This is a genomic window from Pseudomonas sp. E102 (assembly GCF_052660185.1).
Genome location: NZ_CP084025.1, coordinates 693,567 through 707,352 on the forward strand (window position 1 = coordinate 693,567; position 13,786 = coordinate 707,352).

The window sequence follows — 13,786 nt, forward strand, 5'->3', positions numbered from 1 at the left end:
TGCCACTTAATCGAATGATTGAAACGGATAATGCCAAATTATGAAATTGGATACGTTCGACCGCAAAATCCTGACGGCACTGCAACGGGACGGTAGGCTGAGCAACGTGCAACTGGCCGAAGAAATCGGCTTGTCTCCCTCACCCTGTCTGCGTCGCGTGCGGATGCTTGAAGAGGCGGGGGTGATTCGCGGTTATCAAGCCATCCTGGATCGCGATGAAGTGGGACTTGGGATGACGATTTTCGTTGGCATCAAGGTCGAACGGCACACCGACGAGCGAGCCGAGGCTTTCCGTCAGGCGGTGACCGCGCTGCCCGAAGTGATCTCGGCGTTCCTGGTGTCCGGTGAGTCCGACTTCCTGCTGCAAGTGGCGGTGCCTGACCTACGAGCCTATGACCGTTTTGTCACGGGCAAGCTGCTGAAGTTGCCGGGGGTCAGTGATATTCGCAGCAATTTCGCGATCAACACGGTGAAGGCGCCGGGGCCGTTGCCGTTGGGGCATTTGGGTGGGGATTGAGGCGGTTGTCTGTCGTAAGCAACTTGCTGTTTTATGTCGACGAACCAAGCGCTGATCATCCGCCGCCTTACCGCCCTTATGGAAAACAATAAATGACTGGCGTAAGCGTCAGGACAGAAACCCCACAAACCCCAGACCAAAAAAAACCGGCCACCAAGAGCCGGTTTTTTCAATCTCCCGTCAAAAACCACCACGACGCGAGACCAGAATTCGATTGGAGCGGGTGAAGGGAATCGAACCCTCGTTATCAGCTTGGGAAGCTGGAGTAATGCCATTATACGACACCCGCTCAGAGCGGCTGACTTTGTACCAGATGTCGCCTTGGATTTGAAGTTTTTCTTTCCGGCCGGTCAGGTCATCCGTCTGCGCAAGCCTTAAAGCAGAGCGGTCGTCGCGGGCAAGCCTCGTTGTGGGAGGCTCGCTCGCGATGACTTTTTTTCAGATAGCCAGTGCATGGTAGTCCTGCACATAGCTGTAGCGCGGTCGGCTTTCGTGGCGGGTCGGCTTGAGGAAGCCCAGCAACGCGTCGCGGCTGTCGCGGCAGGCGGCTTTGTGTTCCATGTCCAGGAAGTGGCCGGTCGCTTGCAACGTGGTGAAGCTGCTGTGCTGGACGTGGTCGGCGAAGAGCCTGGCGTCGGTTGCCGAGGTGTACTCGTCCCATTCGCCGTTCAGGAACAGCACCGGAACGTTGACCTTCCTGGCTGCGTTGACGTAGCACTGCTGGTCGCTGTGAAGCACGTCGTTGATGTGAAAGTGCATCTGTCCGTATTCATGCTCGGCCAGGTTGCTGACGTGGCGATAGTTGAAGCGCTTGAACAGGGGCGGCAGGTGCTTGCCGATGGTGCTGTTGACCAAATGTCCAACACGGTCGCCGTCCAGGCTGCTGAGGTAGTCGACACCGCGTTCCAGGTAGTCGCGCATCGGCATGTTGAGCACCGGTGAGAACGAGCTGATGACGGCTTTTTCGATGCGCCGCGGGCGGTGGGCCAGTGCCGTTAGCGCGGCCGCGCCGCCCCACGAAAAGGACAGCACGTGTTCGGCGGCGAAGTGGTCGATCAACTCCAGGAGGATCTGCCCTTCGATTTCCTTCGTGAGCATTTTCTCGTGACGGTTATGGGCCTTGGACTTGCCCGCGTAGGGCTGGTCGTACAGCACGACGTTGAATTGCGGGTAGAGGTTCTTGGCGGTCTGGGCAAACGACGCGGTGGTGGCCATCGAGCCGTTGACCAGGATGATGGTCTTTTGCGCGGCGTCTGCGCGATAGAACTCCGTGTAAACCCGATACTGACCCTGTATATCCAGCACAGCGATTTCTGGCCTCATGTCATAAGACTCCTGGCAAGCGGGTATGCGCGCAATGAGATTGCACGGGCAATGTGACAGGTAGGCATACGCCTGGAAGATAAGGCCCATGTCGATCCATGACATTCGGTCGACGGGTATTGTTATGGCGGGCAGTTTGCCGGAGGGATGGGGCGGAACCTGGGGGCTCCAGCCGGCAAAAAGTTTCTTAGAGGTATGAGGTGACTCGTCGGTCACATTTCGGCCGACGGTTTGATTCAAGCAGGGGGTCGAGCGTTGCGCAAGTGCTCTTTGAAAATTGTCCGGCACTTCTGCCCAGCGGTCGTTGACTCAGACCAGGCAGATCTCCTCGGGGCCAAGGGCACGGTAGCGACCGGGCTCGAGATCCGAGTCCAGCACCAGGGGGCCCATGCTCTCGCGGTGCAGGCGCAGCACCTTGTTATTGAAGTGACCGAACATGCGCTTGACCTGGTGGTAGCGACCTTCAACGATGCTCAATCGCGCGGACTTCGGCCCTAGCAGCGTCAGTTGCGCCGGTTGCGTGGTCAGGTCTTCGAATCCGAAATACAGGCCTTTGGCAAAGGTGGGGGCGTACTCGGCGGTGAGGGGCTGCTCGGTCTCGACGTAGTAGACCTTCGCCAGTTTGGTTTGCGGTTGGGTCAGGCGCCGCGACCAACTGCCGTCGTTGGTGATCAGCATCAGCCCGGTGGTGTTGAAATCCAGGCGGCCGGCGATGTGCAAGTCGTCCTTGTCCGGCTCGTCCAGTAGATCGAGCACGGTGCGGTGCTGTGGATCGCGGGTGGCACTGACGCAGCCAGGCGGCTTGTGCAGCATGAAGTACCGCGCGGGTCGGCCTGCTTGCAATACGTCACCATCGACTTCGACGTGGCTGAACTCGCGCACCGGCGCGTGTGGGTCGGTGACGGTCTGGCCATCGATACGCACCCGACGCCCCACCAGGAGCAGGCGGACCTGCTGCCGATTGAAACGCGGCAGATTACTGAGGAAACGGTCAACGCGCATGGGACGTTCAGGCCAGGAAGCGGGGGCGCAATATTACGCGATCGGTCGCGGATTGGCGCGCAACTGGTCGTCGACCTGAGCGCACCGTGGGCACAGGCAGGATCTGTTCCGTAGCTCGGCCGGCAATGCCAGGAGCACAGCCGGGTCGATGCTGACGCCATAGCACCAGCAGGCGCGGTCGGCGGTCCTCGGATCGGCGAGGGTGCAGTCGTTGGCGCCGCCGCAGGCCGGGCAATGGTCAGGTTCATTCATAGCTGGAGTGAGGCATTTCCACGCAGGTTCGGTTGCTGCCGGTTTGTCGGGCGCGTTGCAGCGCATGATCGGCTCGGGACAGCAGGCTATGCAAGGTGTCTTTGTCCTGCAAGGTGGTCAGGCCGATGCTGACGGTGACCTGCAATTGTTTCCCGCTGCAAAAGTAGCGCTGCAACTCGATGCGCTGGCGAATTTTCTCAGCGATTTTCAGACCGTTCTGTCCATCGGTGTCCTTGAGTAGCATGACGAAGGCGTCTGTGCCCCACCGACACACGATGTCCGAGTGCCGCAATGTGTCGGTCAGGTCGTGGGCGAAACCGCTCAGCAATTGGTCGCTGACGACATGGCCGTGGGTGGCATCCAGTTGTTTGAAAGCATCCACCTCCAGCAACAACGCGCTCAAGGGCTTGGGTTCTCGCTGGGCTTCGTGCAGTGCTTGCACCGCCAGCAGGTCGAAGCCCCGGCGATTGGGCAGTTCCGTCAGTCCATCCAGAATCGCTTGGGCGTCGATCCGGCGTTGGAAACTGGCGATCAGCCGATAAAGCATGACGAACACCGTCACCGTGACCAGTAGGCCGATCAGGAGGTTGACGTACAACGCCTTGAGGATGTTGTCCTTGAGTGACGTGTTGGCGGCGTAATAAGCCAACAGCGAAGTCAGCAGGAAGGCGGCACCCAGCAAAACGGCGAGCATCAGCACCGGTGAGCGCTGGGAATACAGCGGCGAACGAAGCGACATGGCGATTCCTCAGGAGTGACCCGATGGAATCAGTTTAGTGGCCTTGTGAGAAAAGGAGCCCCTGGATTTGCGATTTGTGAAACGGTGGCGAGGGAGCGGACTCCCTCGCCACCGGTTCATCGCGATTCCAGGGTTCGCAAATAAGCCCGCCATCCGCCCAAATGGGTGATGTCCTGTGCGCCGTCCAGGCCATACGGCTCGCAGATGAAACCGCTTTCCCAGCGCCCGTCGGCCAATTGCACCTTGCCCAACCCAAGCGGTGCGGGGATACCGGTCAGGAACGAGCCAAGTTCACTGGTTGGCAGTTCCCAGATTTCCACCTCGATCGCCATGCCTCCCTCGCCAACCCGAAGCATGCCGGGGCGCATTGGCGGGCCGCCGGCGAGGGCATAGAGCCGATAATCCGGCGAGCTTTGGCTGACCTCGACCAGCCGGGCCCCACGCTGTTTGAGTTGCCAATTCAACGCCAAACCCTCCAGGTGCGCGCCGCACACCACCAGCCGAGCCCGATCATGGCGCGCGGGATTGGCGGGGGTTGGCAAGTCATCCAGTTGCTGACGCTGCAAGGCGTCGGCCACGCCCAGCAGGTATTGATCGGTGAAGGCCCGGCCGAACAACGTCACGCCCCAAGGCAAACCGCTGGCCATGAAGGCGCTGGGCACGGCGACGGCGGCGTAGTCCAGCAGGTTCATGAAGTTGGTGTAATAACCCAGTTCAGCGTTGCGCTGCAGCGGTTCGGCAGCGAGTTCGGCGAGGCTCACCGGGCGCCCGATGGTGGGGGTGAGCACGCAGTCGAGGGCTTCCATCGTTCGGTCGCACTGGGCCTTGAGCGCTTGCAAACGGTACTGGGCGCGGAATGTTTCTACACCCGTTACGGTAGGCGCTTTCTCCAGCACGGCGCGGATGACCGGCAGTACCGCGCTGGAGTCGCGCTCGATCAGGTCCCCGGCAACGCTGTAGCGCTCGGCGACCCAAGGTCCCTCATACAGCAAGCGCGCCGCTTCGAGGAAGGGCGACAGGTCCAGCTCGACGACTTCGCCGCCCAGACGTTCGAGTCGCTCAATGGCGTCGCGGAACAACCGTGGGCCTTCGTCGCAGCCAAAAAATTCCAGGTCTTGCCAGCGAGGCACACCGAAACGAAAGCGCCGTGGCGCGCCGAACGCCGAGCCGTCGTTCCATTGCGGGTTGCGGCGGCTGTATTCGTCGCGCGGGTCGAAATGCGCGGTCAATGCCAACAGCTGGCTGGCTTCCCGCGCCGTCGCGGTGAAGGTCGTCACGCAGTCCAGCGTACGGCAGGCCGGCACCACGCCGGCGGTGGAAACCAAACCTTTGGTGGCTTTCAGCCCGACCAGATTGTTCAGCGCCGCGGGCACCCGGCCGGAGCCCGCGGTGTCGGTGCCCAAGGCAAAGCTTGCCACACCCAGGGCCACCGCCAGCGGCGAGCCGGCACTCGAGCCACCCGCCGGATAATCCGCCAGCACGCTGTTGCGGCAGGCACCGTAGGGGGTGCGGGTGCCGTTGAGCCCGGTGGCGAACTGATCGAGGTTGGTCTTGCCCAGGGGAACAGCGCCCAACGCCAGCAACTGCTCGACCACCGTGGCCGAACGTTGCGGTACGTAGGCAAACGCCGGGCAGGCGGCCGTGGTGGGAATGCCGGCCAGGTCAATGTTGTCTTTGATGGCGAACGGCACGCCATACAACGGCAAGCTGTCCAGGTCGCGACTTTCCAGGGCCGCCAGATAAGGCTCCAGTTCCTCGGGCGACAGCAGGTGAATGAACAGGTGGTAGTCCGGGTTGAGCGCAGCGGCTTTTTCCCGCAGGGCCAGCAGCAACTGGCGGGGTGTCGTTTCCCCTTTGCGATAGGCGTCGCGAAGGTTGTCCAGGCGCAGAGAAAGGTTCATCGCGTTAATCCTTTGATTGAGTTCAGTCACGTTCCAGCACCACGACACGCTGCCCTGCGCGCACCGCCGAACCGGGTTGGACGCGTACTTCACGTACCAAGCCGGCCATGGGCGCAAGCACCGGGATCTCCATCTTCATGGACTCCAGAATGACCAGTACGTCACCGGCGGCAACTCGCGTACCCACCTGCACTTGGACTTGCCAGAGATTGCCGGCGATGTGGCTGTCGACGCTCAGTTGGCCCGCGTCCAGCAACGCATCTTCGTTCGGCGCGAGTGTCGGTTCCTCACTGTCGAAATGAGCCTGGCCGCTGGCGATCCAGCGCTCGCGCTCGGCGTTGAAGGCACGTTGTTGCTGCTGGCGGAATGCGCCGATGCTGTCCGCTTCCCGGGCCAGGAAATGTTGGTAGTGCGCGAGGTTGAGTTGGCTGTGCTCGATCTTGAGGTCGAAGCGGCCCAGCGGGAAATCCCGGCGGATGCGCAACAGCTCATCGGCGCTGACCGGGTAGAAGCGGATCTGGTCGAAGAACCGCAGCAACCAGGGCTTGCCATCGAACGCGGCGACGTCCCGATAACGATTCCACATCTGCAACGTGCGCCCGACGAACTGATAGCCGCCGGGACCCTCCATGCCGTACACGCACATGTAGGCGCCGCCGATGCCCACCGAGTTTTCCGCGGTCCAGGTCCGTGCCGGGTTGTATTTGGTGGTCACCAGGCGATGACGCGGGTCCAGCGGGGTGGCGACCGGCGCGCCGAGGTAGACGTCTCCCAGCCCCATCACCAGGTAGCTGGCGTCAAAGACCGTGCGCTGGACCTCGTCGAGGTTCGGCAGGTCATTGATGCGGCGGATGAACTCCAGGTTGCTTGGGCACCAAGGGGCGTCCTTGCGCACGGTGGTCATGTATTTTTCGATGGCCAATTGGCAGGCCGGATCGTCCCAGGACAGTGGCAGATGAACGATGCGCGACGGCACTTGAAGATCTCGCGCGGCGCACACGGCGCCCCACTCGCCGGCAACGATTGCCAGCAGTTCGGCCAGAGGCAGTTGTTCGGGTTGGTAATGCACTTGCAGCGAACGGATGCCAGGCGTCAGGTCGATCACGCCGTGCAGGTGTTTTTGTTCCAGCGCCTGCATCAAGGCGTGGGCGCGAAAGCGCAGCACCAGGTCCAGTTCGGGTGCGCCGATTTCCAGCAGCAGATGGGTGTCGCCGGACAGGCGTGCGACCAGGCGGGTATCGTCCTGGCCGATGTCCAATACCACAGGCGACACCATCCCCTGTGGGAGTGAGCCCGCTCGCGAAGAAGTCGACGCGGTGGTTGAACTGGCCCCTTCGCGAGCAGGCTCGCTCCCACATTGATCCCATTTCAATGCAAGGGAGCGGGCGGTCTTCAGATCCACCGGTACGAACCGCACCTTGTCCCCCGCCTTGAGCTGCCCCAACTGCCAGAGGTCCGCCTCGATCACCGTCACCGGGCAGACGAAGCCACCCAGGCTAGGGCCGTCGGGGCCGAGGATGACAGGCATGTCGCCGGTGAAGTCCACGGCGCCAATGGCGTAGGGATTGTCATGGATATTGGACGGGTGCAGGCCTGCTTCGCCGCCGTCGGCGCGCACCCATTGCGGCTTGGGCCCGATCAGTCGCACGCCGGTTCGGCTGGAGTTGAAATGCACTTCCCAGGAGGTATCGAAAAACGTCTGGATGTAGCGCTCGGTGAAATATTCCGGCGCGCCATGGGGGCCGTAGATCACCCGGATTTGCCGCACGGCTGGCAACAGCAGAGGCGGCTCGTCCGCTGTCGGCAACACGGCGTGCTCATCCAGCGCAGCCAGGTGCAGCACATCGCCGGTACACAGCGCCCGTCCGCCATGGCCGCCAAACTGGCCGAGGGTGAAGGTGCTTTTGCTGCCGAGGTAATCCGGTACCTGCAAGCCACCTTGCAGGCACACATAGCTGCGCGCCCCGGCGCCGGTGATGGTGCCCAGGGCCAGAGTGGATCCGGGATTGATCGACAGCGGGGCGTTCATCGGCACCGCTTCGCCGTCCAGGGTCAGGGCAATTTGCGCACCGGTCACCGCCACCCGGGCGTTGCAATTGAAGCGCAGCACCGGCCCGCTCATGGTGATTTCCAGGGCCGCCGCGCCTTCGTCATTGCCCAGCAGGCGATTGCCCAAGCGCTGCGAGCGGCTGTCCATCGGACCCGACGGCGGTACGCCCACGGCCCAATAACCGAGGCGGCCCGGGTAATCCTGCACGCTGGTCTGGGTGCCAGGGCTGAGCACTTCGAAGGTGTTGGCGCGATAGGCCAGGGTTTCCAGGCAGCGCGTCCAGGGCTGGCCGCCGGCGAAGGGCGCGTCGAGAAGAATCTGTTGCAGGTAGATGCGGTTGGTTTCCACGCCGTAGAGCAGGCTTTCGTCCAGCGCTTGATGCAATCCCAAGCGCGCCTGTTCACGGGTCGGCGCCCAGCGAATCACCTTGGCGATCATCGGGTCGAAATAGGGCGGGATCTGGCAGCCGGCCTCGACCCACGTGTCGATGCGCAGTTGTTGCCCGTCGGCATGGGGGAATTTCACGGCGGTCAACAGGCCCGGGCTCGGCTGGAAATCCCGGCCCGGATCCTCGGCATACAGGCGCGCCTGGATCGCGTGGCCCTCAGCTTTCAGGCCCAGGCTCAGCTCGCTCAAGGGCGGCAGTTCGCCGGCGGCCAGTTGCACCATCCAGCGCACCAGGTCCACGCCCCATACCTGCTCGGTAACGCCGTGCTCCACCTGCAGGCGCGTGTTTACTTCCAGGAAGCAGAAGCGCCCGGCGTCGCTGTCGTAGACGAATTCCACGGTGCCCGCGCTGCGGTAGTTCACTGCCCGGGCCAGTTTGATCGCCGCTGCGCAGAGGGCGTCGGCCATGCCCTCGGGCAGGTTGGGCGCGGGCGTTTCTTCGATGACCTTCTGGTTGCGCCGCTGCACCGAACAGTCGCGCACGCCGAGGGCGATCACTTGGCCTTGGCCGTCGCCGAAGACCTGCACCTCCAGGTGCCGTGCCCGTTCGATGTATTTTTCGATGAACACGCCGGCGTCGCTGAAGTTGTTCTGTCCCAGGCGCTTGACCGCTTCGAAGGAATCGCTCAATTCGGCGGCGCTACGGCACACACGCATGCCAATCCCACCGCCGCCAGCCGTACTTTTCAGCATTACCGGGTAACCGACCTGCGTTCCGGCCAGCAGCGCGGCGTCGAGGCTGTCGAGCAGTTCGGTGCCTTCGAGCAGCGGCACGCCGTGCCGCTTGGCCAGGTCTCGGGCGGTGTGCTTGAGGCCGAACACCCGCAGTTGTTCCGGCGTGGGGCCGATGAAGGCGATACTGGCGGCCTCGCAGGCTTCGGCGAAAGCGGCGTTTTCCGAGAGGAAACCGTAGCCGGGATGTATCGCCTTCGCGCCGCTGCTTTTGGCGATTGCCAGGAGCTTATCCACCGCCAGGTAGGTGCCCGCCGCCGCGCCTTCGCCCAAGCAGTGGGCTTCGTCGGCCTGAAGGATATGCAGGCTGGCTTCGTCCGCTTGGGAGTACACCGCGATGCCTTGGACATTCAGCTCGCGCAAGGTCCGCAGGACGCGGCAGGCAATAGCGCCACGGTTGGCGATGAGGATTTTTTCGAACATGGCATTGCCCCCTCAGGCATGGGTGCTGCCTGAACTGGGATGCGGGCCGTCCCGCAGTTTTCGATGGCCGCCGGGGTCGTCCCCGTGGGCGAAACTTTCTTAAAAACACCATCGGACCTTGTGGGAGCGAGCTTGCTCGCGATGGCGGCGGCACATCCAACCTCGATGTAGCTGACAGACCGCTATCGCGAGCAAGCTCGCTCCCACAGGACCGGCGGCGTTCAGCCGATCATTGAATGCACTGCCCCGACCGGCTCTGGCACAACGCGAACAGCCAACGGCGCAGGCGCATGAGTTTCAGTTCCATATCAAAAGCTCCGCAGGCGTGGGGTTATAGGCGTTACATGGGTTATTCAACTGCGGGCAGTTGGAGATCAGGACGATCACGTCCATCTCGGCCCGTAGGTCGACGTATTTGCCCGGTGCCGAGATCCCGTCTTCGAAGGTCAGGCCGCCCTCGGCGGTCACCGGTACGTTCATGAAGAAATTGATGTTCGGCCCGATGTCGCCTTTACCGAGGCGGCCGTCGTGGGCGCAGGCCCGCAGGTAGTTATCGCGGCAGCTGTGCATGTAGCGTTTTTCCAGGGCGTAGCGCACGGTGTTGCTTTCCTGGGCGCAGGCGCCGCCGAGGGTGTCGTGACGTCCGCAGGTGTCTTCGATGATCGTCAGCATCGGTCGACCGAGGTTGGAGTACAGCACGCTGCCGGTACTTAGATAAACGCTGTTCTGCCGGCGCAGGGTGCGTTGCACGTCGTAGCGTTCCTTGGGGTTGGCCAGGCTGTAGAACAGCGTATCGACCGCCTGGTTGCCTTCCAGGTCCAGGATGCGCAGGGTCTGGCCGGCCTTGACCTCGGTCAGCCAGGGTTCCCCGGCGGGAATCGTGGCGCGGTAGACAGCGGTCTCGGCGTGCTTGTGTGCGGTGGCGATGGCGAGTGACATGGCGACGATCCTCAGGCGAACAGGCGGTCGGTATTGATGAAGCCCCGCTGGTTTTCCGGGCGCGAAAGGCGGCAGTGTTCGGCGACGCTGGGGTTGGCATTCATCCAGCTGAGCTTGAGCGGCTGCGGGGCGTATTGCGGGTTCGGGTCCATCGGGTGTTGCAATGCGGTCAGCACCACCAAGGTGTCCATTGGCGCGTACAACTCGATGTAGTCGCCCGCCTTGGAGTTGCCTTCCACGAAATGAAAGTGGCCGGCCTCGTCGACATCGACCCGGCTGAACAGGTTGAGGGTCATCAGCAGGTCGGACAGGCCCAGCCCCCATTTGCCCAGTTCCACCAACAGGTTGTCGGTGCCGTTGCGAAAGAAGCCGTTGCGCAGTTCCTGATAGCGGCCCTGGCCATATTTTTCAGCGACTTCCTCGGCGCAGAGCACACCGCCCAGGCTGTCGCTCCAGCCGCAGGTGTCGACGGTGATCGCCGCCAATACCCGGCCCATGTCGGAATAAAGGCAATGGCCGGCGGTGAGCTTGGCGGTGTGTTGGCACTTAAGGCTGTCCGGCAGGTTCAGGCGTTCGGTTTTTTCGTTGGCGTTGAGCAGCGTCAGGCTCACGTTGGCGCCGCCGCGAAGGTTGGTCAGGCGCAGCAGTTGGCCGCGCTTGAGCACGAAGGAACGGTGGCCGCCGCCGGGCAGAATCTCTTCAGCGAAGGGGGGAAAGACTTGGATCGAATCGGTCATGGAAAAGCTCCTTTCAAGCGATACGCAGCGTGCCGGCCAGTTCGGCGGGCAGGGCGTCGACGGCGGCACGGGCGGTGCGACGGTCGCTGTTCAATGGAATGTCGTAGGTGATGCGTGCGCCATAGGCGCCAGGGGCATGTGGATCGACGCGGACCTTGTCGAACACCAGCAGGCGTGTGCCGAGGCTGAAACCTTCGGACAGATCATGGGTGACCATGAATACCGTCAGCCGGGTTTCGCGCCACAGTTCCAGCAGCAGGGCGTGCATGTCTTTGCGAATGCCCGGGTCGAGGGCGCCGAACGGTTCGTCCAGCAGCAGGACCCGGGGCTTCATGATCAACGCCTGGGCAATCGCCAGCCGTTGCTGCATGCCGCCGGAGAGCTGCGCCGGGTATTTGTCCAGCGCGTGGCCGAGGCCAACCTTGTCCAACAGTTGCGCAGCCTCTTCGCGAGCCTGGCGTTTGGCACTGCCGAACAAACGCCCCAGCATCGGCGAGCGCGGCAACTCCAGGCCCAGGGCGACGTTGTCCAGCACCGTCAGGTGCGGGAACACCGAATAGCGCTGGAACACTACGCCCCGGCTGGCATCCGGCTCGCCCGCCAAGGGTTCGCCGTCCAGCAGGATCTGTCCGCGACTGGCGCGCTCCTGGCCGAGCAGCAAGCGCAGGAAAGTCGACTTGCCGCAACCCGATGCGCCCACCAAGGTGCAAAATTCACCCTCGGCGACGTTCAGGTTCAAGCGTTCCAGCACGACCTGATCGGCGTATTGCTGCCAGACATTGTTCACACAGATAAAACTCATGCCTGCGCTCCCTCGTACCAAGGAAACGCTCGACGGGTCAGGCGCTTGAGGCCCCAGTCCATCAGCCAGGCGAGCAGGGTGATCCACACCACGTACGGCAGGATCACGTCCATCGCCAAGTAACGACGCACCAGGAAAATCCGATAACCCAGCCCATCGGTGGACGCGATGGCTTCGGCGGCGATCAGAAACAGCCAGGCCGAACCCAGCATCAACCTCAGGGAGATCAGCAAGCGTGGCAGCAGTTGCGGCAGGACCACGCGCAAGATCAGAGTCCAGGTTGACGCGCCGAGGGTCTGGGCCTTGATCAGCAGCTCACGGGGAATCTCCCGGGCGCGCTGTTCCAAGTCCCGGGCCAGACACGGTGTGATGCCGATCACGATCAGCATCACTTTCGACAGTTCCCCCAGGCCGAAGACGATGAAGAGGATCGGCAGAATCGCCAATGGCGGCACCATCGACACCACGATGAGCAACGGTGAAAGCGGTGCGCCCAACAGCGGCAGCGTGCCAGCCGCGATGCCCAGGCACAGCCCGACCAGGGCGCTGATGCCCAGGCCGATCGCCAACCGGCGCAGGCTCGACGCGGTGTCTTGCCAGAGCAGGTAGTCGCCACTGCGCGCATCGGCGGTAAAGGCCAGGCGTTTCACCGCATCGGCCATCTGCCCGGCGCTGGGCAGCAGCTTGTCGTTGGGGTTGTCCGTCAACCGTTCGGCCGAGCCCATGAAGTAGGCGAACAGCACCAACGCGAACGGCAGGATCACCAGCAACAAGCGGCTGGGACGGTCCGGGTAGCGGTTGATCAGGCGCATGCCAGCTCCTCCGGTTTACAGCTTGGCGTCGGCGGCCAGCTGTACGTAGGTCGGATCAAAGCGCAGCTTCAGGTTGGCCTTGTCGCCGCGAGTCACGCCATTGGCGAACGCCATGCCGACCGCATCGGTGTCCCTGGCGCCTTCGCCCAGCAAGCCGTGCTGGAACGAAAACGCCGCCACCTTGCCCATGGTGGCGGGCAGTTGTTCGCTGGTGACGAAGGCCAGCGCTTCCGTGGGCGTGGCGAACAATTTGGTCGTGTCCAGTTGCGCCTGGAAACCTTTGAGGTCAGTGCCCGACGCTTTGGCCATGTGTTCCAGCGCAGCGTTGGCGGCAGCGTTCCTGGCGTTCATCAGCGCCACCACTTCAAACCAGGCGCCGGTCAAGGCCTTGCCCAGGGCTGGGTTGTCTTTCAGGGTCTGGGTGTTGACCACCATCATGTCCATGATCTCGCCGGGCACTTGGCTGGAGTTGAACACTTCGCTCACGCCCGGCTGGGCCTTGATGTCCGAAAGCATCGGGTTCCAAGTGGTGACGGCCTTGACCTGGTCGGTGTTGAAGGCAGCGGAGATATCAGCGTCGGAGGTGTTGACGACTTTCAGGTCTTTCTCGGCGAGGCCGACCGAATCCAGGGCACGGGCCAGCAGGTAATGGGACACCGACAGTTCCACCAGGTTGACGTCCATGCCTTTAAGATCGTCGACTTTCTTGCCTTCGCCCTTGAGGACGATGCCGTCGTTGCCGTTGGAGAAATCGCTGACGATCAGCGCGGTGCTGTCCACGCCGCCGGCGGCGGGAATGGTCAGGGCGTCCATGTTGGTCATGGTGCAGCCGTCGAACTGGCCGGCGGTGTACTGGTTGATGGATTCAACGTAATCGTTGAGCTGCACGACATCGATGGTAATGCCGTACTTTTTTGCCCACTTGTCGACGATGCCTTGGCTGCCCGCGTACTCCCAGGGCATCCAGCCGGCATAAATGGTCCAGCAGACGCTGAAGTGGTCTTTTTGCGTGGCGGCGGATGAGAAGCTCAGGAAGGCCGAGAGGACGGCGACGAGCAGGGCGGACAGACGAAGCTTGAACATGGTGGTTCTCCAGTTGATCAAGGGCGG

The 13,786-nt window shown here is 62.6% G+C and carries 11 protein-coding genes, 1 tRNA gene and 1 pseudogene; 1 reads left to right on the top strand and 12 read right to left on the bottom strand.

All coding sequences use genetic code 11. The annotated features are described in order from the left end of the window. The first annotated feature begins 40 nt into the window (after nt 1–40). Nucleotides 41–517 carry an Lrp/AsnC family transcriptional regulator gene (locus DOCECA_RS03355; RefSeq protein ID WP_434610068.1) on the top strand — a complete coding sequence of 159 codons (477 nt, stop codon included), beginning with the start codon at nt 41–43 and terminating at the stop codon, nt 515–517. A gap of 215 nt (nt 518–732) precedes the next feature. Here the strand turns inward: DOCECA_RS03355 and DOCECA_RS03360 are convergent. The 12 genes and pseudogenes from DOCECA_RS03360 to DOCECA_RS03415 form a co-directional block, all read right to left on the bottom strand. Next, nucleotides 733–806: transfer RNA gene (locus tag DOCECA_RS03360), tRNA-Gly, on the bottom strand. Between the two features lie 149 nt (nt 807–955). After that, nucleotides 956–1,840: an alpha/beta fold hydrolase gene (locus tag DOCECA_RS03365; RefSeq protein WP_420766731.1), complete on the bottom strand. Its 885-nt coding sequence runs from the start codon at nt 1,838–1,840 to the stop codon at nt 956–958. A 309-nt stretch (nt 1,841–2,149) separates the two neighbouring features. After that, nucleotides 2,150–2,842, bottom strand: coding sequence for a pseudouridine synthase (locus DOCECA_RS03370; RefSeq protein ID WP_434650190.1), 693 nt, complete (start codon nt 2,840–2,842; stop codon nt 2,150–2,152). Nucleotides 2,843–2,875: 33 nt separating this feature from the next. Then, nucleotides 2,876–3,094, bottom strand: coding sequence for a cysteine-rich CWC family protein (locus DOCECA_RS03375; RefSeq protein WP_434650192.1), 219 nt, complete (start codon nt 3,092–3,094; stop codon nt 2,876–2,878). Continuing rightward, nucleotides 3,087–3,704 (bottom strand): annotated as a pseudogene (locus DOCECA_RS03380) (GGDEF domain-containing protein); the annotation flags it as partial. The pseudogene DOCECA_RS03380 and the gene DOCECA_RS03375, both read right to left, overlap by 8 nt. A gap of 245 nt (nt 3,705–3,949) precedes the next feature. Beyond that, on the bottom strand, nt 3,950–5,734 hold the full coding sequence (gene atzF / locus DOCECA_RS03385; RefSeq protein ID WP_445571442.1) for an allophanate hydrolase: 1,785 nt from the start codon (nt 5,732–5,734) through the stop codon (nt 3,950–3,952). 22 nt (nt 5,735–5,756) lie between these two features. Next, entirely contained in the window at nt 5,757–9,386 is a 3,630-nt protein-coding gene (uca, locus tag DOCECA_RS03390) for an urea carboxylase (RefSeq protein ID WP_445571443.1), read from the bottom strand. A 297-nt stretch (nt 9,387–9,683) separates the two neighbouring features. Beyond that, entirely contained in the window at nt 9,684–10,325 is a 642-nt protein-coding gene (locus tag DOCECA_RS03395) for an urea amidolyase associated protein UAAP2 (RefSeq protein WP_434610080.1), read from the bottom strand. Nucleotides 10,326–10,336: 11 nt separating this feature from the next. Beyond that, complete coding sequence (locus DOCECA_RS03400) at nt 10,337–11,062, bottom strand: urea amidolyase associated protein UAAP1 (protein WP_434650197.1); 726 nt, start codon at nt 11,060–11,062, stop codon at nt 10,337–10,339. 13 nt (nt 11,063–11,075) lie between these two features. After that, nucleotides 11,076–11,864 (bottom strand): ABC transporter ATP-binding protein, encoded by a 789-nt coding sequence (locus DOCECA_RS03405; RefSeq protein WP_434610084.1) that lies wholly within the window; start codon nt 11,862–11,864, stop codon nt 11,076–11,078. Then, complete coding sequence (locus tag DOCECA_RS03410) at nt 11,861–12,676, bottom strand: ABC transporter permease (protein ID WP_434650199.1); 816 nt, start codon at nt 12,674–12,676, stop codon at nt 11,861–11,863. The genes DOCECA_RS03405 and DOCECA_RS03410 overlap by 4 nt, the downstream gene beginning before the upstream one ends. Before the next feature lie 15 nt (nt 12,677–12,691). After that, nucleotides 12,692–13,759 carry a putative urea ABC transporter substrate-binding protein gene (locus tag DOCECA_RS03415; RefSeq protein WP_445571444.1) on the bottom strand — a complete coding sequence of 356 codons (1,068 nt, stop codon included), beginning with the start codon at nt 13,757–13,759 and terminating at the stop codon, nt 12,692–12,694. Nucleotides 13,760–13,786: the final 27 nt, after the last annotated feature.